Raw genomic sequence first — 21,679 nt, forward strand, 5'->3', positions numbered from 1 at the left:
ACTCATACCCGAACACTAGTGCGACCCACCGACAAGAAACGCGAGCTGAAACAGAAGGGGCACAAGGGAACTCAAACCACACCGCCTGTGGATGACTTCGGCACGTCGCCAATTTCTAGGGTATAGGGCAGGGTGTTCGTCGTGAGCGATTCCTTCGGCCGACAGTGCCCCTGTGGCAGTGGCGTCGTGTACGAGGTGTGCTGCCAGCCGCTGCACCATGGCGAACGGCAGGCCGCCACGGCCGAAGAGCTGATGCGGTCGAGGTACTCCGCGTATGCGACGGGGAACGCCGACTACGTGTTCCGCACCTGGCATCCGCGAACGCGGCCCGCCGATCTGACCGTCGACGCCGACGTCGTCTGGACCGGCCTCACCGTGACCGACGTGGTCGCGGGAGGAGGCGGCGACGACACAGGGGAAGTCGAGTTCACCGCGTCATACGACGACGGGTCCTTGCACGAGCGCAGTCGCTTCGAACGGCGCGGCGGACGCTGGGTGTACGTCGACGGCGACTAGTTAGATAGCCATGCGCCGGTCGACGGTGCCCTGCCACGCCTCGGCCGCGTCGGCCAACGGCATGCCGAGCGCGGTGCAGAGTCCGATCACGGTGCCGAAGCTGGGGCTGGGGATGCGACCGACCTCGATCTTGCGCAGCGTCTCGGGGGAGATGCCGGCGGCGCTGGCGATCGCCTCGGGGTCACGACCCGCCCGGGCGGTTCGGATGAGCGCGCCGAGGCGTTGACCGGCGGCGACTTGCTCCGGGCTAAGCGGTACGCGAACCATGCGGGCCAGCATAGCCGGTATTCATATACCGCTACTGATACCGTGGTGCCGGTATAACAATACCGACGCCACGAGGAGGTCGACCGTGATCGAACTGAAGTCCGCCGACGAGATCGACAAGATGGCCGTCACGGGGGAGTTCGTCGCGCAGGTACTGGCCACCCTGTCGGACGAGGCTCGGCCAGGGGTGAACCTGATGCAGCTCGAACTGCACGCGCGCCAGTTGGTCGCCGATCGCGGCGCGACGTCCTGCTACTGGGACTACGCCCCGTCCTTTGGGCGCGGACCGTTCCGCAACGTCATCTGCCTGTCGGTGAACGACGCTGTGCTGCACGGCAAGCCGCACGAACAGGTGCTGCGGGCTGGCGACGTGCTGAGCCTCGACTTCGCGGTCTCGATCGACGGCTGGGTCGCCGACTCCGCGGTCACGGTCATCGTCGGCGACGGCGACGACGAGGACCGCGCGCTCGTCGACTCGACGCGACGAGCCCTCGCCGCCGGCGTCGCGGCGGCCGTCCCGGGCGGTCGGCTCGGAGACGTCTCGGCCGCCATAGGCGAGGTCGCCGCCGACGCCGGGTACCGCGTCAACGTCGAGTTCGGTGGTCACGGTTTGGGTCGGACGATGCACGAGGATCCCCACGTCCCCAATCGCGGGCGGCGGGGGCGCGGAATGCTGTTGCGGCCGGGGTTGACCCTCGCGCTCGAACCTTGGTGGAGCCGCGGCAGCGACCGGCTGACGATCGACGCGGACGGCTGGACGCTGCGTTCCGCCGACGGTTCGAACACGGCGCACTCCGAGCACACCATCGCCGTCACCGAGCACGGCCCCCGCATCCTGACTCAGTGCGCGGGAACGCCGCAGACCGAATAGACGAACTTGGGTGGCACGTCGAAGGTGAATTCGCGTTCCGGAAGGGCCGCGAGTACCTCGGCCGGCAGCGGCGTCTTGTAGTGCAGTGACACCGATCCGGCGAAGGTCGGGTCGATGACGGACAGATCGGATCCGGTGAGCGTCAACCCGGACTCGTCGAGCGAGCCGTGGACCATGGTTCCCTGCGGGGCGTTCCATCGGTGGTCGACCGAGCGGCCCGCCTTCTTGGGGACCGTCGACAGCGTGCCGAGCACCCGTTGACTGGTGAGTGCCACCGCGCCCACGTAGCTGCTGATGTTGCCCTTCGCCACCTTGCCGGGCACCTTCCCGGAGAAGCGGTAGGTCACCGGGACGAACTCGGCCAGGAAGAGCACGCCCTCGGCGTCGACCTGGGCGCGCATGTCATCGGGCAATCCGCCGATGCCAAGCATCTTGCGCAAGAAGACGGCCATGGTCGGAGAATATCGACCATGGCCGTCCCGTCGTGCAAATTCTTACGTTTGTGCGGGGAGTACGTTCTCGCCGGACTTGTCGGTCGACAGGCACAGTGAGCAGATGTAGCCCTCGACGCTGGCGGACTTGATCATGTCGGGCCGCTCGTAATCATGATGGCAGACATGGCATTTCAGGTGCGCGTCCGACGGGTTGCCATGCTCGTCGAGCATCGGCAGGTCGATGCCGTCATCGGTGCGGCGCAGGTAGTACTTGCCCTTGGTCGCGACGGCGATGGCCGGCGGCAGCACCAGTCCCAGGACGATCGCAACCAGCGGTGAGTACGGCCGGATCGCTTCTCCCAGACCGCCGAAGAAGGCGAGCACCGACAGCCCGGCCGCAGCCAGCATCGAGCCGAAGCCGACGGGGTTGAAGTCGTAGAGCATCCCGCGTCGGAATTCCGGTTGCATCGGCGAGAGCTTCAGCAGGAACTTGTTGAAGACGATGTCGGAGGCGACCACGACGACCCACGCGATACCGCAGTTGGCGTAGAAGCCCAGAATCGTGTTGAGGAAGTCGAACATGTTGGCTTCCATCAGCACCAGGGCGATCAGCAGGTTGAAGGCCAGGAACACCAGGCGACCCGGGTAGGTCTTGGTGACCCGGGTGAACGAGTTCGTCCACGCCAGCGAGCCGGAGTAGGCGTTGGTGACGTTGATCTTCACCTGGCTGATGACGACGAGCACCACGGCCAGCGTCATGGCGAGCCACGGAGGCAGGAAGTTCTGGTAGATCTCCAGGAACTGGTGCACCGGCTGGTTGGCGATGCCCGTGCTGTCCGCGACGTTGGCGATCAGGTACACCGCGAGGAACAGCCCGACGATCTGCTTGATGGCGCCGAAGATGACCCAGCCTGGGCCTGCCAGGAACATCCAGGTCCACCAGCTGCGCCGGTTCTCGGGGGTCTTGGCGGGCATGAAGCGCAGGTAGTCGTTCTGCTCGGCGATCTGCGCGATGAGCGACAGGCAGACGCCTGCGGCCAGCAGGGTGGAGCCGAGGTCGAACCCTTGCACGCCGTTCTCGCCCTGGTAGGCGAAGAACTGGCTGACCGACTCCGGGTGGCTGACCACCAGGTAGACGAACGGTGCGACCATCAGGACCAGCCACAATGGCGTCGTCCACACCTGCAGTGTGGAGAGCACCTTCATGCCGTAGATGACGAGCGGGAAGATGATGAACGTCGACGCCGCATAGCCGATCCACAGTGGGATGCCGAGGCCCAGTTGCAGCCCCTGTGCCATGATCGAGCCCTCGAGGGCGAAGAAGATGAAGGTGAACGTCGCGAAGATGACGTTGGTGACCACCGAGCCGTAGTAGCCGAAGCCGCTGCCGCGGGTGACCAGGTCGAGGTCGATGTTGTAGCGGGCCGAGTAGTAGGCGACCGGAAAGCCGGTCAGCATGACCACCACGGCGAAGATGAGGATTCCCCACAACGCGTTGGTGGTGCCGTAGGCGATGCCGATGTTGGCGCCGATGGCGAAGTCGGCGAGGTAGGCGATGCCGCCGAGTGCCGAGATGCCCACCACCCGCGTCGACCACTTTCGGTAGCTGCGTGGGGCGAACCGCAGCGTGTAGTCCTCCAAGGTCTCCTTGGTGGCCGTCATCTGGTCTAAGCCTGCGTCGAGGTCTGCCGCGACGGGGGTGTCAGCCTCGTTGTTGAGCTCTTGGGTCATGGTTAGCAAAGCTAAAACCACGTTGTTTCGGGGGTGTGACGACCGTGTTCCCACCGAAATACCCGCCAAGAAATGAAAGGGCCCGCACTGCCGTCAAGAGTCGGGGTTGTGACGGCAGTGCGGGCTCTGCTGACTACATCGGTGCGGTAGTGAAGGGTGTTACACGTGTTGCGGAATGAATCTTCGGCGAGGCGCTGGTGGCTCGCCGGTCTGTGTTGCGTCGTCTACGCGGCCATGTGGATCGGTTGGGTTCAGGGCTGGAATTGGCTGGTCACCGCCGACACGTCGACGTTGGAGCTCGGTCGGCGCCTCGGCGACGAGCACCACGGCTGGACGACGTTCTGGCACGTGTGGTGCACGGTGTTCTCCCCGGTGGCCTTTCGCATCGTGACCGTGGGCCTGATCGTCCACGCGTTCGCGAAGCGCCGGGTTCGCGTCGCGGTGTTCCTCATCGTCTGCGTCGAAACGTCCGCGCTGCTGACCGAGGTGCTCAAGCGCCTCGCCGACCGGCCCCGCCCGGAAACCGTCATGGTCGACGCGCTGTCGACGTCGTTTCCGTCCGGGCACGCCCTCGGCACGATGGCCGCGGTGCTGGCTCTTGCGGCGGTGTACCTGGCGGGCGTGCGACGGAGTCTTCGCCCATGGCTGGTGGCGGCCGGTGTGGTCGTCGTCCTGACCGTCGGGGTCGGCCGGGTCGCGCTCAACGTCCACCACCTGTCCGACGTCGTCGCCGGGTGGGCGATGGGCTACGTGTACTTCGTGGTGTGTCTGCTGATCCTGCGCGGGGTCAGGGAAGGGGACGAAAGACCGGCAGCGCCCGATAGCGGACGGTGAAGGTCGCCTCCTCCAGTTCGTCGGCGAGTTCGCCGTCATGGGCCAGCAGGGTGGGGCCGTCGACCGCTCGGAAGCTGAACTCGGGGACCCGCAGTTCGTGGTACAGCGGGCTTCTGACGAGCCGTCCGAGTGCCAGCGACGTCAGGATGCGAATCCTGCTGAACCGTTTCTCGGTCTCCAGGATGCGCACGTCCATCAGGCCGTCGTCCATCCGCAGCCGGCGGGCGGGGGCAAAACCCGACGGCAGGTAGGACGAGTTGCCGAGGAAGAACAGCGACGTCTGCAGGGTCTTGTTGTCGTACTGGATGCGCACCGGCTCGCCTCGGCGCAGCGTGTGGAACATCGCGTAGACGCCGGCCAGCGGCTTGCCGATCTTATGCTCCAGCTTCTCGCGCTTCTGGACGAACGTGGGGTAGGCACCGATGCTGGCCGTGTTGATGACGGTGCCGGTCTCGTTGAGGCGAAGGACGTCGACGCACGCCACGCTGCCCTGCCGGATCGACTCGACGGTCTTGGCGACGGTGTCGCAGCCGATGTCCTTGGCGAAGTGGTTGAACGTGCCGCCGGGGAAGACAGCCAGCGGGCGTTCGGTGGCCAGGGCCACCCCTGCCGCACAGGCCACGGTGCCGTCGCCTCCGCCGACGGCGAGCACCTCGGCCCGGTCGGCCGCCGAGCGCATGATCGCTTCTACGTCGTCGTCCTTCTCCAGCTCGACGATCTCCATCTTGGGCAGCGCTTCCCGCGCCTCGTCGATGACCCGCGCTCCGGTGCCGCTGCCCGAGGCGGGATTGATGACGAGGACGACGCCCGCCCCGTCGGGACGCTTCAAGGTCGGCACCCGCAGCGGGTCGGCGACAGGGACGCGCGCCTCGACGATCGGCGGGACGATGCGTGCGCCCGCGACCGCCACCGCGGCGCCGAGACCGAACCCGGCAAGTACGTCGCCCGGGTAGTGCGCACCCGTGGCGACGCGGGAGATCCCGACCATGCCCGCGAGCAGGGCCAGGCCGAGGCCGACGGGCGCGCTCTCCAGGCCGACGCCAACGGCGAATGCCGCCGCGCTGGCGGAATGACCCGACGGCAGCGAATTGGAGGTGGGCATCCGGCGGGACCGTCGCAGCACCGGGACTGCCGCCCACTCCGGGCGCGCCCGTTTCCAGACCCGCTTGGCGATCTGGTTGGCGACCAGGCTGGTGACGGCGAGGGACGCCACGCCGCGGCCCGCGCCGCGCTGGACCGAGGGGTGCTTGGTGGCCATCAACGCGGCCGCGATGGCGAACCACAGCTTGGAGTGGTCCGCGGCTGCGGTCAGTTTGGGCATGAACCCGTCGAGCAGGGGGCTCGGCGACTCTGCGATGGCCTCGAAGATTTCGCGGTCCAGAGTGCCGAGGCCCGCGCCGATCTGGCGGACGCCGCGGTGTCGGACGCCAAGTCTTTGGAGTAGCTCCATGGCACCAACCTAGCCGGGTCGTGAAAGCGCTTTGGGGACAACTCATTTCTCAGCCCGGGGATCGTTGCTAAACCTTTACTTGACCTCGAGTGTCTGGTGTGTTGACGTTGAGCCCGTGGGCCGACTGCTGATTTCGCTGTGCGCGTTGGTCGTCGGACTGATCGTGGCCCCGTCGGCCCGCGCCGAGCTGGTGCCGTGGTTCGCCCCCAGCGTCGGCAACGCGACCCAGGTGATTTCCGTTGTGGGCGTTGGCGGCTCGAACGCCAAGGTCGACGTGTACGAACGCACCGCCGCCGGCTGGCGGGCCGTCGCCGCGGGAATCCCCGCCCACGTCGGCGAGAAGGGCATGGCTCCCGAGACGCACGACGGCCAGATGCTCACGCCGATGGGCATCTTCACCCTCGACTTCGCGTTCGGTACCGCACCCAACCCCGGTGGCGGGCTGCAGTACGTGCAGGTCGGTCCCGACCACTGGTGGGACGGCGACATGAAGAGCGCCACGTACAACACGATGCAGGTCTGCAAGAAGTCGCAGTGCCCGTTCGACACGAACCCGAGCAGCGGGACCGAGAACCTGCAGATACCCCAGTACGAACACGCCGTCGTGATGGGCGTCAACAAGCAACGCGTCCCGGGAAACGGTGGCGCGTTCTTCCTTCACTCCAGCGACGGCGGACCAACGGCGGGCTGCGTCAGCATCGACGACGACACGTTGGTGGGAATCATGAAGTGGCTGCGCCCCGGCGCGTTGATCGCCGTCTCCAAGTGATCAAAGAGCTATTGCGCGACCGGCTTTCACGTTGAAGTCGAGGGCCTTGGTGGAGAAGGACGCGTCGTAGGTGCGGTCGTAGCCGGTGACGCTGATCTTCCAGCCGTCGGCGGTCCTGCGGTAGCGGTCGCGATAGAAGCCAGCGCCGATCAGCATGAAGTCGAACTTCGGGACGATCACCTTGTCCTGCAGGTACCAGATGGCGGTCGCCTCGTCGCCGTCGACGTCGATCTCGGGGTGCGTCACCCGGTGATCGGTGATGACGTCGGCAGGCATCGAGGTGCGCATGAACTCGACGAGGGTGGCGCGATCGGTGAAGTGGTGCGTCTCGCCGAGGGATTCGCCGTAGTCGCCGATCACGTCCTCGGTGAGGGTGTCGGCGAACTCGTCCCAGTGCTTGGTGTCGAGCGCGCGCAGATACCGGTACTTGACCCGCTGAATGTCTTCGATGTCACCCATCTGGACATTGCAACACGGGGGGCCTCGTGGCGGACGGCCTTGCCGCAAATGTGGTTGACGGCCGCGTCAACCGGCTCGCGGCGCGGCGAGCACTGTTGGCGCACAGTCTGTGCGTATTGTATGAATTCAAAACAACGCTGGGAGAACACTGTTCGCGGCGTCCTCCGCGGAGTGTCTGTCACACCCACGTCGCAGCGCGGGTTATCGTGGCAGGCGTCATGAGCGATCCGTTGGGGTTGTCGATCGGGACAACCAACCTGGTCGCGGCGCGTGTCGGCAGTCAACCCGTCACGCGGCGGTCCACACTGCCGCGGGCCGGGCAGGTGCTGAGCGGATTCGTCGAACGCGTCGGAGACCCGGTGCCGCTGGTCGGCGAGGACGGTACGTCCTACCGCGCGGATCTGTTGATGGTCGAGGCGCTCGACGCCATGGTGGTCGAAGCTGGCAGCGACCAGTCGTCGCAGATCGCCGTTGCGGTACCCGCGCATTGGAACGGCGCCACGCTTCGATCGCTTCGGGACGCCATGCGCACCACGCCAAGCCTGGCGCCGAACGGCGTGCCGGTGCGGCTGGTCTCGGACGCGGTGACGGCGCTGACCGCGCTGGCCGCCAACCCCGGCCTCCCCGTTCGTGGAGTGGTGGCGCTGCTGGACTTCGGCGGTGGCGGCACCAGCATCACGCTCGCCGACGCGACGGCGTCCTTCGAGCCGATCGAGACGACCAGGGTGACCGAGTTCTCCGGTGACCACGTCGACCAGGCGCTGCTCGCCCATGTACTCGACGGCGTCGCGAACGACGTCGACCCCGCGGGCACCGCCTCAGTCGGATCGATTGGCGCGCTACGCGAGGAGTGCAGGCTCGCCAAGGAGCAACTGTCCGAGGCGGAGACTGCAGACATTCTCGTCGAGCTGCCCGGCCATCGCACGACGGTGCGGGTGACGCGAGACCAGCTCGACGAGCTCGTCGAAGCACCCCTTGCGGCAGTGCTGGCAGAGCTCGAGGAATCGTTGCTGCGCAACAGGATTGCGCCAACCGACCTGTCGGCCGTCGTCGCAGTCGGCGGCGGAGCGTCCATCCCGCTGGTGACCCGACGGTTGGCCGAGGGCCACCAGAACTCATTCGTCACGACGCCGCATCCGGCGCTCGACGCTGCGGTTGGTGCCGCGATCTTTGCGGCCTACGGGGCCGACGCCGACGCCCAAACCGGAATGGCGCCAAGCCCGTTGATCACCGGGGCGTGGCCCGTGAAACCCAACGCAGCGCCGGACTCGTCGACGTTTCGCGCGCTCGCTTGGTCCCAGGACGACGAGACCGTTGGTGACCCGACCCCGTACACCGGCGAAGATCCCTACGCCGATCCCTACGCGGACGCCGGTACGACGCGCGTCGTCGCGCAGTACCACCCGAGGCACGACGACGAACCACGGTCGTGGCTGCGCCTGCCCCAGTTGCTCGTCGGCGTCGCAGCCGTGGTGGCGCTGGTCGCGGTGGGTGGCGTCGCAATCGCACTGACCAGCGCGACCGACGAGACGCGCCCAACGCCGACCACCGTGCCCATTACGGCGACGTCACCGCCGGCACCGCCCCCGACCAGCATCGAACCGCCACCCCCGCCGCCGTCGACCGAGGCGCCGGCCCAGAACGTCGTCACCGTGACCAGCCAGCCGCCTCCGCCGCCGCCTCCGCCTGCGTCGACCGAGACCGTCACCGTGGAGCGCCCCGTCACCACCACGACGACGCAACCGACCACGACGACCACCACTACGACAACGACGACCACCACCACCACCACGACACCCCCGACGACGACCACCACGACCACGACGTCGAGCGCGCCGACCATGACGACGAGTTACATCACGGTGCCCTTCGTGCCGGTGCCAATCCCGATTCAGGTCCCCGCCAGCCCCGCACCGACGCAGCCCGCGCCGTACGCACCCAATCCGTACGCGCCCTACACGCCGCCGGTCTACCAGCAGCCCCCGCAACTCCCGTACTGATTCCTGTGAGCCCAAATGGGCGCGAAGGAACGTCACAGTTGCGTTCCAGCCTTCCCGCGGGTCGGAAGTTCACGATCTGTCCATGACCGAGAAGAGATTGCAGACCGACGGTTTGCGCGTGAAAGTGCTTGGGCTGGCCGGAGCCGCCGCGTTCGTCACACTGGGGGTCCTCAGCCTCGGAGACGGACACGCCACCAACGGTGGCGTCGACCTGGCGGGTTCGGGTGACGCGCCCGCCAACACCACCTTCGTCCAACCGACGGAGAACGCCATGAACATGGGCGCCACCGCGACGTGGACCACGCCCGCGACCGTGGAACCCATCGCCAAGGCCGCACCCAAGGGCGGGTCCTGACATGCGCAGGGTAGTGAGCAGCGTGATGCTCGCCGCCTCGGTCACGTCAGCCGTACTGTACCTGGGAGCGGGTGTCGCGCAAGCAGATTCGGCACCAGACGTCGTGGGAAAGAAGTACAGCGACGCCGAGTCGGCGATCAGCGACGCGGGCCTCAAGCCCGTGGTCTCCACCACGGTGGGCGATCAGAAGGCGTGGCCGGACTGCATGGTGACCAACACCGTCGCCAGAACCGTGCCGCCCCCGGAGAACAGTGGCGGATCGGCCACCAACCAATTGCTGGTCTCGTTGAACTGCGACGACGGCGAAGCGTCGTCGAAGACGCCGGGATTCTCGGCCGCGAGCGCCGAGGGCAAGGCGGCCAAGGCTGCCGCCGAAGCGGCAGCGTCGTCAACCGCTCCGGCACCGTCGAAGTAGCTCTAATTCAGCTTTGCCCCACCAGGTTTCGTGGGTGGTGGCAGGCCGCCACGTGAGCGGTCTCCAGTTCCTCGAGGCGAGGATCGTCGGTGGTGCAAACCTCCGTCGCCCACGGGCAGCGAGTGTGGAAGTGGCAGCCCGACGGCGGATCGATGGGGCTGGGCACGTCACCCTCGAGGACCAGCCGTTCGCGTGAGACGTTGAGCTTGGGATCCGGGATCGGCACCGCCGAGAGCAACGCATTCGAGTAGGGATGCATCGGGTGGTCGTAAAGCTGTCCGGCTGGCGCGCTTTCGACGATCCGCCCGAGGTACATCACGGCGACCCGGTCCGAAACGTGCCGAACCACCCCGAGGTCGTGCGCGACGAAGAGGTACGACAGGCCCAACTCCGTCTGGAGATCCTTGAGCAGGTTCACGATCTGGGCCTGCACGGAGACGTCCAGTGCGGAGACGGGTTCGTCGGCGATGATCAGCTTCGGCTTGAGCGCGAGAGCACGCGCAATGCCGATCCGCTGTCGCTGACCGCCGCTGAACTCGTGCGGGTAGCGACTGGCGTGCTCGGCGCTGAGGCCGACGCGATCGAGCAGGTCCTGTACCCGCTTGTTCACGTCACGGCCGTCGGCCAGCCCGTGCAACTCCATGGGTTCGCCGATGATTTGCCCGACGCGCTTGCGGGGGTTCAGCGAGGCGTAGGGATCCTGGAAGATCATCTGCATCTGTCGCCGCACCGGACGCAGGCTGCGCCGGGACCGGCCCACCAACTCCTCGCCGAGGAACTTCACCGAACCCGACGTCGGTGCGGTCAGTTGCAGGATGGTCCGGCTGAGCGTCGACTTGCCGCAGCCGGATTCGCCCACCAGACCCAGGGTTTCGCCCTCGTTGATGGTCAGGCTGACCCCGTCGACCGCCTTGACGTGAGCCACCACGCGGTCGACGACCACGCCGGACTTCACGGGGAAGTGCTTGACCAAGTCGGTTACCTCGAGCAGGGGTTCACCAGTCATGACGCCACGTCCTTTCGCAGGCCGATGTGGCCGTCGACGTCGCGCAATCTGCGCTTGTCGGCCGGGTCGAGCCAGCAGCGGTCACCGTGCAACGGAGGCGGCTCCGAGCACTTGTCGAACTCGTGCGGGCAGCGCGCCGCGAAGCGGCAACCCGTCGGCGGATTCAGAAGCGACGGTGGTGATCCCGCGATCTGAGCCAGTCGAATGGGGCGCGGTTGGTCGAGTCGCGCGAGCGAGCCGAGAAGACCCCACGTGTACGGGTGCTGCGGATCGTAGAAGATGTCGTCGAGCGTCGCGTCCTCGACGATTTGGCCCGCGTACATCACGGCGACCCGGTCGGCGACCTCGGCGACGACGCCGAGGTCGTGGGTGATCAGGACGACGGCGAGGCCGCGTTCCCGGTTGAGCTTGTCGAGCAGCCGCAGGATCTGCGCCTGCACGGTGACGTCGAGCGCGGTGGTCGGTTCGTCGGCGATCAGCACGTCGGGATCCAGCGCCAGGGCCATCGCGATCATGACCCGCTGTCGCATGCCACCGGAGAACTCGTGGGGGTAATCGTGCACGCGCCGTTCGGGATTGGGGATGCCGACTGACCGCAACAGGTCGACGGCGCTGTCCCGAGCCTCCTTCTTGGACACCTTCTGGTGAGCCCGGATCATCTCCACGATCTGTTCGCCGACCCGGTAGACCGGATTCAGCGACGTCATCGGATCCTGGAAGATCATCGCGATGCGCTTGCCACGCACCTCGCGCAGCGCTTCGTCGTCCAACTGGGTGAGATCACGGCCGTCGAACTCGACCGAACCGGTGATCGTCGCGTTGGGGGCGCGGGTCAGACCGAGGATTGTTTGGGCGGTGACGCTCTTGCCGGAGCCGGATTCGCCGACGATGGCCAGGATTTCACCCTTGTCGATGGAGAACGAGACGCCCTCGACCGCCCGCACTACGCCGCCGTCGGTGGCGAAGCTGACGGTGAGGTCCTTCACGGAAAGGATCATGCTGGGGCCGCCTCGCCGAGTCGGATGCGTGGATCAAGGAATGCGTACAGGACGTCGACCACGGTGTTGAACAGCACGATGAAGAACGCGCCGAACATGGTGACGCCCATCAGCGGTGGAAGGTCGAGGCTGCCGATGGCCTGGCCCGCGTAGAGCCCGACACCGTTGATGTTGAACACGGTTTCGGTGAGGATGGCGCCGCCGCCCACTACCGCACCGAAGTCCAAGCCGAACAACGTGATGATCGGGATCATCGAGTTGCGCAGCACGTGCTTGATGCGGATTTGACGCTCGCTGATGCCCTTGGCGCGCGCCGTGCGGACGTAGTCCTCGTTCATTACGTCGAGCATGTTGGATCGCAGCACGCGACTGTAGAAGCCGACGAACAGCACCGCCAGCGTGATCCAGGGCAAGACCAGGTGGTACGCCCACTGGCCAGGGTTCTTGGTCAGTGGAACGTAGCTGCTGGTCGGGAAGATCTGGGCCTTGAAGCTCAAGTAGTACAACAGGATCGCCGCGAGCCAGAAGACCGGCACCGAGATGCCGACCAGCGCCAGGATCGTGAGCGTCCGGTCGGTGAACTTCCCGGCGTGCACGGCGCTGAGGTAGCCGAACACGACGGCGAGTGCCATCCAGAGCACCGCTGCGCCGATGCACAGCGACAGCGTGGCGGGCAGGCCCTTCCAAATCTGCTCACCGACGTTCTGCGAGCTGGCATACGAGGTGAGCGTGCCCGTGAAGATCCGCTTCATCATCGTCAGGTACTGCGTGACGATCGACTGGTCGAGACCGAGGTCTGCCCTGACGCGGGCGATTAGCGCGGGGTTGGCGTTCTTGCCCGCAATGCGTTGCGCGGGATCGGAGTTGGGGATGACGTTGAAGATCAGGAAGACGATCACCGAGATCGCGAAGAGGACGGCAGCCATCCCGATCAGTCGCCTGACGGCGAATCTCAACATTGGTTAGTGCTCCAGTCGGATCTTGGCCCGCGGGTCCAGCGCGTCACGCAGACCGTCGCCGAACACGTTGAGCGACAACACCGTCAACACGATCATCGCGCCGGGGACGATCGTGAGATGCGGTGCGGTGTAAATGTTCTGGTAGCCGTCGGCGATCATGGTGCCCCACGACGCGCTCGGTGGACGCACGCCGGCGCCGAGGAACGACAACGACGACTCCAGCAACATGTTGTTGGCGATGTTGAGGGTGAAGAACACGATGATGGTCGAGATGACGTTGGGCAGCAGCTCGGAGACCATGATCCGGATCGGTCCCTTGCCCTGTGCGACGGCGGCCTCGACGAACTCCTTTTCCCGAAGCGCGAGGATCTCACCGCGGATGGGCCGCGCCATGTAGGGCACGTAGACCAACCCGATGATCATGATCGGAATCCACACGGAGTCACCCGAGATCGCGAGACCGCCGATCTTCAGGCCGCCGAGCGCGAGCGTCGTGCCAAGGGCAATGCCGAGGAGCAGTACCGGGAACGCCCAGACCACGTCCATGATCCGGGACAGGATCGCGTCGATCCACCCGCGGTAGTAGCCGCACAGCAGGCCGACCAGGACCGCGAGCACGGTGGTGACCAGTGCGGCGGCGACACCGATGAAGATGGACGTGCGGCCGCCGTACAGCAGTCGCACCATCACGTCGCGGCCGTTCTGGTCGGCGCCAAGCAGGTACCGACCGTGCAGGCCCGGTCCGATAGGCGTGCCGTCGGGGGATACGACGTACTCCTCCTGGCCGTCGACCAGCACCTTGTCGGTGATGTGGTTGGCGTCCGGTCCCGTGTGCGCCACGTGGTCGGCCCACAGGGGCGCGGCCAGACAGACCAGCACTATCGCGATGAACAGGACGCCAAATCCGAGCGCAACCCGGTTGCGGCGCAGGCGAACCCACGCCAGGTACCAGGGGCTCCTGCCCCGGACGGCGTCGGGGGCGACGCCGGCCGGGACGGGAGGAATGCCTGGTGCTTCGATCTCTCCTACTGAACCGGTCACTTCAGGGCGAACGCGGAGTAGTCCTGAGTGAACAGCAGATGGGGGATCGTCTTGTCGAAGTCGATCCGATCAGAGACGAACGTGCTGTGCTCCTCGTTGCCGTACGGCGCCCAGACCGCCTGCTCCATGTAGGACTTGTCGAGGGCGGCGTACTGCTTCTTTACGTCGTCGGTCAGCTGCTCCTTCGCCAGGTCGTTCATCTTGGCGTCGAGCTCGGGGAGGTTCACCTGCGAGTAGTTGCTGTTGTTCGTCGGCAGGATGTTCTTGCCGTTGAGCAGCGGCCGGAAGAAGTCGTCCGGGTGCGGGAAGTCCTGGAACCAGTCGGTGAACCCGGTGTCCAGATCGGGGGTCGACGTGTTGCCGATCGTGGCGAAGTAGACGTCACCGGCGACGACCTTGAGCGTGGCGTTGAAGCCCAGCTGGGTCAGCAGGTCGTGGTAGTACTCGCCGATGCGCTTGCGGTCGGGCTCGTCGTCGGTCCAGACGGTGATGTCCTTGTCCGCCGGATTCGCCTCGGCGAGTAGGGCCTTCGCCTTCTCCATGTCGTGCGGGTACGGCTTGTACTCCTCGTAGCCCGGCATTCCCGGGGGCAGGATCTGCTGCGTCGGATGCAACCGGCCGCCGAACACGCGGTTGAGCGCCTCCGGGTCGATGGCGTAGTTGATGGCCTGGCGCACCCGAATGTCGTTGAAGGGCGCCTTCTGGTTGTTCATGAAGAAGTAGTAGGTGTTGATCGAGTCGTTCAGACTGAAGCGCTCGCCGAACTTCGACTTGACCTCGGCCAGGCGGTCGGCGTCGGGCGGGTCGACCATGAAGTCGATGGTGTTCTGCTCGACCCCGGTCACCTGCGCGGAGTTGCTCTTGTTCTGGGTGACGGTGATCTTGTCGACGTTCGCGTCGGCAACCTCGGTGGCACCCGCGTCCTTGACGGTCTTGAAGTTGGGGTTGCGCTCCATCGTGAGTGTCTGTGGCGCTTCGACCTTCGTGATCATGAAGGGTCCGCTCGACGGGGGCGGGGTGTTGGTCGCGTCCTTGTCCAGCGGGGTGCTCGGGGGCACGGGCGCGGCGAACATCAGCGCGAGCACGTTGTTGAACGTGCCGCTTTGATCCTCCAGCGCGATGCTGATGTCGCCGGTGGAGTCGTCGGTGGTGATGCCGCTGATGGTGGGGGCCTTGCCGTCGGCGTAGTCCTTGGCGCCGACGATGGTCTCGAAGAACACCGAGCCGCCGGAGTTGGCCTTGAACAACCGCTGGATCGCGTAGGTGAAGTCGGACGCCTTGATCGGCGTGCCGTCGGAGTACTTCATGTTCGAGCGCAGCTTGAGCTTGTAGGTCTTGCCGTCGGGGGAGATCTCGGGCATCGCCTCGGCCAGACCGGGCACCACCTGGGTGCCCTCCTCGCCCTTGGCGTGCTTGTACGTCAGCAGTGGCGTGTAGGTGTTGTACAGGACTTCCCAGCCCTCGACGGTGTACGAGAGTTGAGGGTCGACGTAGTCGGGGAACGACGTCATCGAGACGTTGATCTCGCCGCCGCCAGTACCGCCGCCGCCACTACTGTCACCGGTGTCACCCCCACAGGCAGCGACTCCGAAAGTGGTCAGCGCCGCGACGACGGTCGCGGTCACCGCCTTGCGCATCTTGGTCATGTGAGATCCCTTGGTCATGTGTCCCGACGGTGTCCATTACCTGTACGCCTCCCGTCGAGGTGCCATTGCATCTTTTCCGAAAAACGACGGATGGCAACTCGGACTTTCAGGAATGGACACCGGGCGGCAACCCTCTGGCCTGCGAAGTCCCAGGATGCGGCACACTCCCACTGGTCGGTGGCGGGGTATCTGGCGGTTGCTGCGTCTGCCCGTTTCAGGGTCCAGGGGACGCTCGACGACCGGAATAATTACCGTTATGGTGCCGTTTGGCCGGAAAATCAACGCCCGCGCAGGTTTGGCCCAAAAGGTAGCCGACCATGGCGCGGGCTCGGGTGGTATAGACCGCCTGGAAAAAACCTTCAAAAAAACTGAGCGTTTCGGCGCGTCGCCGGCGCGCCTCGCCGACGGAGGTACCCAAGGACTGGGTGCCGCACTGGGTAGCATCGAGTCCCGTGGCGCGCAACGACGGTCCCGGCGGACCCCAAGACGACCCGTACTACTCCGACAGCGAGCCGACGCAATACGGCAGCTATCCACAGGGCGAGTCGCAGGCGTACAGCGAGCCGACGATGGCGGCGAACTACGGAACGCCCGATCCCTATGGGGCCCAAGACCCCTACGGAGCGCACGACCCCTACGGCCAGCAGCCGCCGCCACCCGAGCCGCCGCGGCCCTGGTATCGCACCCCGCCGGGTCTGATCAGCCTCGGCGCGTTGGGGGTCATCATCCTCGCGGCGATCGTCTACGCCGTCGTTTCGCTGACCGGCGACGACGGCTCGAGTTCCACGTCGACCACGTCGAGCACCAGCGCGACGACCACGCCGTCGTCGGCCGAATCCGTCGTACCTGCACCGACCGGCGGCACCGAGACGGTGACGCAGACCGAGGCGCCGAGCACCACGACCGAGTCGTCGGAGACCACGACGACGACCAGCCCGACGACGACCACCACCACCACCACGACCACCACGACGACGCCGAGTCCGACCACCAGCACGACCGTGTCGACGAGCACCAGCACCAGCACCGTGACTCAAACGGTGACGGTGCCGCTGACCGAGGCGCCGGACGCACCGAGCGGCGGGGGAGCCGAGGGCTGACCCCCTGGCGGCAGACGCCGTCTGACCTAGGGTGCTTGCATGCGGGGAATCATCCTGGCCGGGGGCACGGGTACGCGTTTGTATCCGATCACCATGGGCGTGTGCAAGCAATTGCTGCCCGTGTACGACAAGCCGCTGATCTACTACTCGCTGTCGACCCTCATCATGGCGGGCATCCGCGACATCCAGGTCATCACCACCGCAGGTGACGTCGAGGCCTTCACCCGCTTGCTCGGGGACGGTTCGAACTTCGGCACGAACATCACCTACGCGGTCCAGGATCGTCCAGACGGGGTGGCCCAGGCGTTCGTGGTCGGCGCCGACCACATCGGCGACGATTCAGTCGCATTGATCTTGGGCGACAACATCTTCTACGGACCGAGTCTGGGCACCAGCCTGGCTCGCTTCCGAAACGTCGACGGCGGCGCCATCTTCGCGTATTGGGTGGCCAACCCCTCGGCGTACGGCGTCATCGAGTTCAGCGACGACGGCAGAGCCGTGTCGCTGGAGGAGAAGCCGGCGACCCCGAAGTCGCACTACGCGGTGCCGGGTCTGTACTTCTACGACAACGACGTCGTCGAGATCGCGAAGTCGCTTCGCCCGTCCGACCGTGGCGAGTACGAGATCACCGACGTCAACCGGACCTACCTCGAGCAGGGCAAGCTGGGCGTCGAGGTGTTGGCACGCGGCACGGCATGGCTCGACACCGGAACCTTCGACTCGCTGCTCGACGCCAGTGACTACGTGCGCACCATCGAGCGCAGGCAGGGCCTGAAGATCGGTGTGCCGGAGGAAGTCGCCTGGAGGCTTGGTTTCATCGACGACGATCAGCTGGTCGCGCGGGCCAACTCGTTGACGAAGTCAGGATATGGCGCGTATCTGCTGCAGCTTCTCGACACCTAGCCGAGCCGGGCGAAAGCCGTTCTCGGAGAACCGGTCTGGCAGGGCCAGCGTGAACACCGTGCGCACCGTCATCAGGTACTGCTTGATCAGGTGGCCCGTCGTATAGGGCAGCTCATAGGTGTCGCACAGCGCTCGCACCCGCCTGGCGATTTCGGCGTAGCGGTTGCTCGGCAGGTCGGGAAACAGATGGTGTTCGATCTGGTAGCAGAGGTTGCCGCTCATGAACGCCATCACGGGGCCGGCGTCGAAGTTGGCGCTGCCCAACATCTGTCGCAGATACCACTGCGCCTTGGTCTCGTCCTCGAGCGTCTCGGGCTCGAACTTCTCGGCGCCGTCGGCGAAGTGTCCGCAGCAGATCACCACGTACGCCCAGATGTTGCGCAGCACGTTGGCGGTGATGTTGGCGCCGAGCGTCCGTCGCCACCGCTTCATGCTCAGCGCCGGGTACAGGGCGTAGTCCTTGCCCATCTGGCGCCCGATCTTGCGCAGAAGTGCCTTGCCGTGGGCCGACTTCTCGGCGTCGGTGGTGGCCCGCTCCTGCTCCGAGTACAGATCGTGCAGGGCAATGCCCCACTCGAAGCCGAGCGCGAGCAACACACTTCGCAGCGGTGCGAAGAGGTAGCCCGGGTGCCACTCCTGGTCCTTGGTCACCCGCAACACGCCGTAGCCGAGGTCGTCGTCGACCCCGACGACGTTGGTGTTCACGTGGTGGCGGTAGTTGTGGGAGTAGCGCCACTGCGACGACAGGCCCGCCATGTCCCACTCCCACGTGGTGGAGTGGATCTCGGGGTCGTTCATCCAGTCCCACTGGCCGTGGCCGACGTTGTGGGCGATCTCCATGTTCTCGATGCTCTTGGCAGCCGCGAGCCCGAGGGTGCCGAGCCACCAGCCGCGCCTGCCCTTGGTTCCGGCGATCGTCAACCGGGAGGCGAGCTCGAGTGCGCGTTGGAACGCGATCGTCCGGCGGATGTAGGTGCGATCCCGGGTTCCGCGGGTGGCTTCGACGTCGCGGCGGATGTCGTCGAGGGCCGCGGCGAACGCCTCGAGCTCGGATTCAGTTAGGTGGGCGTATTCGGCGACGTCGGAAATGGCCATCGGTTCATCGGTTTCTGATCGGTTCGGACGGCCCTCGGGCGAGGGTCGCGAATCGGCAGGGTCCGGGTCCGGGTTCGCGTGTGCCGGGGCTTCGCGACTCGCTCGGCTCCAGCCCGTGTAGGTGTCTACAGCCTAGACGTTGAGGCCGCTCGTTCGCGGGCTTGCCGGCTCCCGTTGCACCGTCGGCGGGGCCATCGCGGTGAGTGCATTTGGGCGTCGGTCGCAGGCGGATGTCGAATTGGCTAAATCCCTGAGAACTCCCGAGCCCGCCTAAGGCGACGGCTCTGCTAACAATGGGGTTCGCCAGCGCCATTCCAAATGGCGACATCGGCGCACTAAAGCAGTCAATTGGGGCGTCCGTCGTGCACCGATCGCTACCCGGGCGTGTGGCGACCGGAGACGCCCAGACGTGTTTCAGCAAATAGTCGATCTTGATTGTTTGCTGGGCGTCCTACCGCGCCCCACGGCCTTCGACTTCCATTGGCGACCGTCGCACAGCTCTGATCTGCACTGCCTTCGCGCAGCGCTGACCGGAGGTCGACGATTCAGGACGAACCTTGACTCGAGGCTGCGAAGGCGGTCGTTTGCCGCCTCGCTGGTACGGATTGCGAGGTCGATGCGTGGAGCAAATGGCTGTACTCACACGTTCTTCGCCCACGTCCCGATGTTGACTTTACTGACAGCAAAGATCGGACAGCCGAATTGTGAGTTAGCTGGATCGGTTGCAAATTCGATGAGCCGGGGTAAATTAACTCCACGATCAATACAGCAGTTAACTGTTGGCAAAGGGGATTCATGTTCGGGACCAGTAGTCTGTCCGTCGGTGCCGGTGTCACGGCGGTCGGCGCAGCGGCGTTGCTCATTAGTCAATACGGATCAGTCGCTGCTACCCCGGAAGCGGCGACCACGCCGGCCATCCGCACCGCGGCCCTGCCACTAGAGTTCAACGTCAACCAAACCTTCCCCTGGGCGCTGGCGCCCGCCGCCGCGATCAGCAGCACTGGCGCGGCCACGGTGTCGGCGGTCAGTCAGTACGCCAACGGCTTCAAGTTCGGTGTTGGCACCGCGCTGCAGACGGCCAATCAACTCGGGCCCCTGACCTTCGGCCTCAACTCGATCAAGTCGATCGTCGCTCAACAGGACCCGAACAGGCCGCAGCAGTCCACCATCAACGTGACCGATCTGGACCAGTGGGCACTCGGGTTGGCGGGCCTGGCCAACAGTGCAGGCGCCATCGGCTTCGTGGACAACGCCGCGTGGTACGACCCGTTCATCGGCACGCACGCCGGCTTCCTGCAGACTGCCAACAACCTCGGTCCCGCCTTCTTCAACCTCAACGTCCTCAAGGCCATCGGCCTGACCCAGGTGCAGGGGGCGTCCAGCGGCAACGTCCTCGGCAGCGGCCAGCCCGACGATTGGAGTGCCGTCGACATCGGCCGGTGGTCCGCAGGCATCCCCGGGATCATCACCAACACCGGGACGACGGGGTTCGTGTACTCCATGGACTTTGGTAACGGGCCGATCAACGCCTACTTCGCCGGCGGTCTGCACACCACGACCAAGATCGGCTCGATGGTGTTCGACTTCAACTTCATTCCGTCGATCAGGACCAGCCTCTTCCCGCCCGGCCTCGTCATCTCGTTGGCACCGGATCTGACGGCCGCCGAGACCGAATTCGCCGGAATCGATCCGCCGCCGCCGGGCACCATCAACCCGCCGGTCACGAACCCGTTGCCGCTCAGGACGGCCGCGCCGTCCACCATCTCGGCGCTGGCGGCGCCCGAGACGCCGACCGTCACCGATCCGGCTCCCGCGGCCCCCGCGGCCACCGAGGGCGCGGACGCCGGCGTCACCAAGGTCGCGAACGTCCAGACGACCGAGGTCGACGACCCGACGCCGACGGTCGACGACACCCCGGCGAAGGTCGAGATTCCCGGCGTCAACGGCGTTCCCCTGTCCGGAGCGCCGAGCACCAAGCCCGCAGGCAGCGGTCGAAACGACCCGTTCAAGCCGCTGCGGTCGTTCACCGATTCCGTCAAGAAGGGGATCGAGAAGTTCACCGGCACCGGCCCCAAGCCCGCCGCGACCAGTGGCGCCGGGACCCCGAGCACTGCAGGCGCCTCGACGGCGTCCGGTGGCGCCAGCGCCGGTTCGAGCGGTGGGTCCGACAGCTCCAACGGATGACGTAGCCGCACAGACGAAAGCCGCCCCGGTGCAGACCGGGGCGGCTCTTCGTTTGGGGGCTGGCGACTCAGCTCACTTGCACAGCTCGACGATCTTGGTGCTGTTCGTCTCCAGGTCGCGGAGTCTGGTCACCTGGCCGGCGTCGTCGTCCGGGGCCCCGGCAAGGGCGTTGACGGTGAGGTCTTGGAGGTCCGTCGCGAGTGTACGAAGCAGCCCGGCCAACTCGGCGGGCACGGCGGGGCTGAGATTGTCGACGAGGTGCTGACTGCCGACGGACATGGCCAACCGGGCATTGGCCGCAACCGCTTGTGCGGCAGCGGGATCCGTGCCGACAGCGCCCTGGGTTTGCAGGGCCACCGCGGTCCGCACCTTGACGTAGGCCTCGCAGGCTCGACCCTTCGCGTCGGCCACCTCTTGGGTCGTCGGCGCCGCTGAGTTCTCCGTCGGCGTCCGCATCAGAGCCCAGACGGCGACTGCGGTCGCCGCGACCGCGACCAGCGCGAGAGCGAGAGTGGCCCATCGCCACGGGGATCGCGGCGCGGGCTGTGCCGACGGGGCCGGCAGCTCATCGTGGGGCTCGGCGGCATGCTTCATAGTGTGACAATCGTATCTGCTGAATTTGCTGGATTGCCTATTTGCGGGGGTG

22 protein-coding genes are annotated in these 21,679 nt (G+C 66.0%); 10 read left to right on the top strand and 12 right to left on the bottom strand.

All coding sequences use genetic code 11. From position 1 onward, the window contains the following. The first annotated feature begins 141 nt into the window (after window positions 1–141). Complete coding sequence (locus B1790_RS11945) at window positions 142–516, top strand: YchJ family protein (RefSeq protein WP_079923453.1); 375 nt, start codon at window positions 142–144, stop codon at window positions 514–516. On the opposite strand, the gene B1790_RS11950 is transcribed toward B1790_RS11945, so the two are convergent. Continuing rightward, window positions 517–783 (bottom strand): helix-turn-helix transcriptional regulator, encoded by a 267-nt coding sequence (locus B1790_RS11950; protein ID WP_079923452.1) that lies wholly within the window; start codon window positions 781–783, stop codon window positions 517–519. Between the two features lie 85 nt (window positions 784–868). Here B1790_RS11950 and map point away from each other — a divergent pair, with 85 nt between their 5' ends. Then, window positions 869–1,654, top strand: a complete 786-nt coding sequence (gene map, locus B1790_RS11955; RefSeq protein ID WP_079923435.1) for a type I methionyl aminopeptidase — start codon at window positions 869–871, stop codon at window positions 1,652–1,654. On the opposite strand, the gene B1790_RS11960 is transcribed toward map, so the two are convergent. Further along, window positions 1,624–2,106 carry a hypothetical protein gene (locus B1790_RS11960; protein ID WP_079923436.1) on the bottom strand — a complete coding sequence of 161 codons (483 nt, stop codon included), beginning with the start codon at window positions 2,104–2,106 and terminating at the stop codon, window positions 1,624–1,626. The two genes, map and B1790_RS11960, sit on opposite strands and share 31 nt — an antisense overlap. 42 nt (window positions 2,107–2,148) lie before the next feature. Continuing rightward, complete coding sequence (locus tag B1790_RS11965) at window positions 2,149–3,819, bottom strand: cytosine permease (protein WP_079923437.1); 1,671 nt, start codon at window positions 3,817–3,819, stop codon at window positions 2,149–2,151. A 165-nt stretch (window positions 3,820–3,984) separates the two neighbouring features. On the opposite strand from B1790_RS11965, the gene B1790_RS11970 reads away from it, so the two are divergent. After that, the gene (locus tag B1790_RS11970; RefSeq protein ID WP_233165073.1) at window positions 3,985–4,653 is read left to right on the top strand and encodes a phosphatase PAP2 family protein; all 669 of its coding nucleotides are present in this window, start codon (window positions 3,985–3,987) and stop codon (window positions 4,651–4,653) included. Here B1790_RS11970 and B1790_RS11975 read toward each other — a convergent pair. Then, a complete protein-coding gene (locus tag B1790_RS11975) occupies window positions 4,607–6,103 on the bottom strand; it encodes a bifunctional phosphatase PAP2/diacylglycerol kinase family protein (protein WP_079923439.1) in 1,497 nt (498 codons plus the stop codon). The genes B1790_RS11970 and B1790_RS11975 overlap by 47 nt on opposite strands. A 115-nt stretch (window positions 6,104–6,218) precedes the next feature. On the opposite strand from B1790_RS11975, the gene B1790_RS11980 reads away from it, so the two are divergent. Beyond that, window positions 6,219–6,872, top strand: coding sequence for a L,D-transpeptidase (locus tag B1790_RS11980; RefSeq protein WP_079923440.1), 654 nt, complete (start codon window positions 6,219–6,221; stop codon window positions 6,870–6,872). On the opposite strand, the gene B1790_RS11985 is transcribed toward B1790_RS11980, so the two are convergent. Further along, window positions 6,873–7,331: a nuclear transport factor 2 family protein gene (locus tag B1790_RS11985; protein WP_079923441.1), complete on the bottom strand. Its 459-nt coding sequence runs from the start codon at window positions 7,329–7,331 to the stop codon at window positions 6,873–6,875. It lies immediately after the preceding gene. A 218-nt stretch (window positions 7,332–7,549) separates the two neighbouring features. Between B1790_RS11985 and B1790_RS11990 the strand changes: the two genes are divergently transcribed. From B1790_RS11990 to B1790_RS12000, 3 genes are all read left to right on the top strand, one after another. Further along, window positions 7,550–9,331, top strand: coding sequence for an Hsp70 family protein (locus B1790_RS11990; RefSeq protein ID WP_079923442.1), 1,782 nt, complete (start codon window positions 7,550–7,552; stop codon window positions 9,329–9,331). Between the two features lie 82 nt (window positions 9,332–9,413). Beyond that, the gene (locus tag B1790_RS11995; RefSeq protein ID WP_079923443.1) at window positions 9,414–9,686 is read left to right on the top strand and encodes a hypothetical protein; all 273 of its coding nucleotides are present in this window, start codon (window positions 9,414–9,416) and stop codon (window positions 9,684–9,686) included. 1 nt (window position 9,687) lies between these two features. Continuing rightward, the gene (locus B1790_RS12000) at window positions 9,688–10,101 is read left to right on the top strand and encodes a PASTA domain-containing protein (protein ID WP_142271263.1); all 414 of its coding nucleotides are present in this window, start codon (window positions 9,688–9,690) and stop codon (window positions 10,099–10,101) included. A 7-nt stretch (window positions 10,102–10,108) separates the two neighbouring features. On the opposite strand, the gene B1790_RS12005 is transcribed toward B1790_RS12000, so the two are convergent. From B1790_RS12005 to B1790_RS12025, 5 genes are read right to left on the bottom strand one after another with little or no spacing between them, the layout of a single operon-like run. Continuing rightward, window positions 10,109–11,107, bottom strand: coding sequence for an ABC transporter ATP-binding protein (locus B1790_RS12005; protein WP_079923444.1), 999 nt, complete (start codon window positions 11,105–11,107; stop codon window positions 10,109–10,111). Then, window positions 11,104–12,105 carry an ABC transporter ATP-binding protein gene (locus tag B1790_RS12010; RefSeq protein ID WP_079923445.1) on the bottom strand — a complete coding sequence of 334 codons (1,002 nt, stop codon included), beginning with the start codon at window positions 12,103–12,105 and terminating at the stop codon, window positions 11,104–11,106. Before B1790_RS12010 ends, B1790_RS12005 begins: the two co-directional genes overlap by 4 nt. Further along, window positions 12,102–13,064, bottom strand: a complete 963-nt coding sequence (locus tag B1790_RS12015) for an ABC transporter permease (RefSeq protein WP_056550971.1) — start codon at window positions 13,062–13,064, stop codon at window positions 12,102–12,104. Before B1790_RS12015 ends, B1790_RS12010 begins: the two co-directional genes overlap by 4 nt. A 3-nt stretch (window positions 13,065–13,067) precedes the next feature. Further along, window positions 13,068–14,084: an ABC transporter permease gene (locus tag B1790_RS12020; protein ID WP_369832339.1), complete on the bottom strand. Its 1,017-nt coding sequence runs from the start codon at window positions 14,082–14,084 to the stop codon at window positions 13,068–13,070. A gap of 17 nt (window positions 14,085–14,101) precedes the next feature. Next, window positions 14,102–15,751 carry an ABC transporter substrate-binding protein gene (locus B1790_RS12025; RefSeq protein ID WP_079923446.1) on the bottom strand — a complete coding sequence of 550 codons (1,650 nt, stop codon included), beginning with the start codon at window positions 15,749–15,751 and terminating at the stop codon, window positions 14,102–14,104. A gap of 452 nt (window positions 15,752–16,203) precedes the next feature. On the opposite strand from B1790_RS12025, the gene B1790_RS12030 reads away from it, so the two are divergent. After that, window positions 16,204–16,851, top strand: a complete 648-nt coding sequence (locus B1790_RS12030) for a hypothetical protein (protein WP_079923447.1) — start codon at window positions 16,204–16,206, stop codon at window positions 16,849–16,851. A gap of 39 nt (window positions 16,852–16,890) precedes the next feature. Beyond that, a complete protein-coding gene (gene rfbA, locus B1790_RS12035) occupies window positions 16,891–17,754 on the top strand; it encodes a glucose-1-phosphate thymidylyltransferase RfbA (protein ID WP_079923448.1) in 864 nt (287 codons plus the stop codon). Here rfbA and B1790_RS12040 read toward each other — a convergent pair. Beyond that, on the bottom strand, window positions 17,713–18,849 hold the full coding sequence (locus tag B1790_RS12040) for a fatty acid desaturase (protein ID WP_079923449.1): 1,137 nt from the start codon (window positions 18,847–18,849) through the stop codon (window positions 17,713–17,715). The genes rfbA and B1790_RS12040 overlap by 42 nt on opposite strands. Before the next feature lie 795 nt (window positions 18,850–19,644). Between B1790_RS12040 and B1790_RS12045 the strand changes: the two genes are divergently transcribed. Then, window positions 19,645–21,033 carry a hypothetical protein gene (locus tag B1790_RS12045; protein WP_079923450.1) on the top strand — a complete coding sequence of 463 codons (1,389 nt, stop codon included), beginning with the start codon at window positions 19,645–19,647 and terminating at the stop codon, window positions 21,031–21,033. Between the two features lie 72 nt (window positions 21,034–21,105). On the opposite strand, the gene B1790_RS12050 is transcribed toward B1790_RS12045, so the two are convergent. Beyond that, window positions 21,106–21,627, bottom strand: a complete 522-nt coding sequence (locus tag B1790_RS12050; protein WP_079923451.1) for a hypothetical protein — start codon at window positions 21,625–21,627, stop codon at window positions 21,106–21,108. Between the last annotated feature and the right edge of the window lie 52 nt (window positions 21,628–21,679).

Source organism: Mycobacterium sp. AT1 (genome assembly GCF_002043095.1).
Lineage (GTDB): Bacteria > Actinomycetota > Actinomycetes > Mycobacteriales > Mycobacteriaceae > Mycobacterium.

Excerpts from the sequence above, each read along its gene's own strand:
- B1790_RS11950 (WP_079923452.1), bottom strand. The coding sequence starts at position 783 with ATGGTTCGCGTACCGCTTAGCCCGGAGCAAGTCGCCGCCGGTCAACGC.
- B1790_RS11960 (WP_079923436.1), bottom strand. The coding sequence starts at position 2,106 with ATGGCCGTCTTCTTGCGCAAGATGCTTGGCATCGGCGGATTGCCCGAT.
- B1790_RS11965 (WP_079923437.1), bottom strand. The coding sequence starts at position 3,819 with ATGACCCAAGAGCTCAACAACGAGGCTGACACCCCCGTCGCGGCAGAC.
- B1790_RS11975 (WP_079923439.1), bottom strand. The coding sequence starts at position 6,103 with ATGGAGCTACTCCAAAGACTTGGCGTCCGACACCGCGGCGTCCGCCAG.
- B1790_RS11985 (WP_079923441.1), bottom strand. The coding sequence starts at position 7,331 with ATGGGTGACATCGAAGACATTCAGCGGGTCAAGTACCGGTATCTGCGC.
- B1790_RS11990 (WP_079923442.1), top strand. The coding sequence starts at position 7,550 with ATGAGCGATCCGTTGGGGTTGTCGATCGGGACAACCAACCTGGTCGCG.
- B1790_RS11995 (WP_079923443.1), top strand. The coding sequence starts at position 9,414 with ATGACCGAGAAGAGATTGCAGACCGACGGTTTGCGCGTGAAAGTGCTT.
- B1790_RS12000 (WP_142271263.1), top strand. The coding sequence starts at position 9,688 with ATGCGCAGGGTAGTGAGCAGCGTGATGCTCGCCGCCTCGGTCACGTCA.
- B1790_RS12005 (WP_079923444.1), bottom strand. The coding sequence starts at position 11,107 with ATGACTGGTGAACCCCTGCTCGAGGTAACCGACTTGGTCAAGCACTTC.
- B1790_RS12010 (WP_079923445.1), bottom strand. The coding sequence starts at position 12,105 with ATGATCCTTTCCGTGAAGGACCTCACCGTCAGCTTCGCCACCGACGGC.
- B1790_RS12015 (WP_056550971.1), bottom strand. The coding sequence starts at position 13,064 with ATGTTGAGATTCGCCGTCAGGCGACTGATCGGGATGGCTGCCGTCCTC.
- B1790_RS12025 (WP_079923446.1), bottom strand. The coding sequence starts at position 15,751 with ATGACCAAGATGCGCAAGGCGGTGACCGCGACCGTCGTCGCGGCGCTG.
- rfbA (WP_079923448.1), top strand. The coding sequence starts at position 16,891 with ATGCGGGGAATCATCCTGGCCGGGGGCACGGGTACGCGTTTGTATCCG.
- B1790_RS12040 (WP_079923449.1), bottom strand. The coding sequence starts at position 18,849 with ATGGCCATTTCCGACGTCGCCGAATACGCCCACCTAACTGAATCCGAG.
- B1790_RS12045 (WP_079923450.1), top strand. The coding sequence starts at position 19,645 with ATGTTCGGGACCAGTAGTCTGTCCGTCGGTGCCGGTGTCACGGCGGTC.
- B1790_RS12050 (WP_079923451.1), bottom strand. The coding sequence starts at position 21,627 with ATGAAGCATGCCGCCGAGCCCCACGATGAGCTGCCGGCCCCGTCGGCA.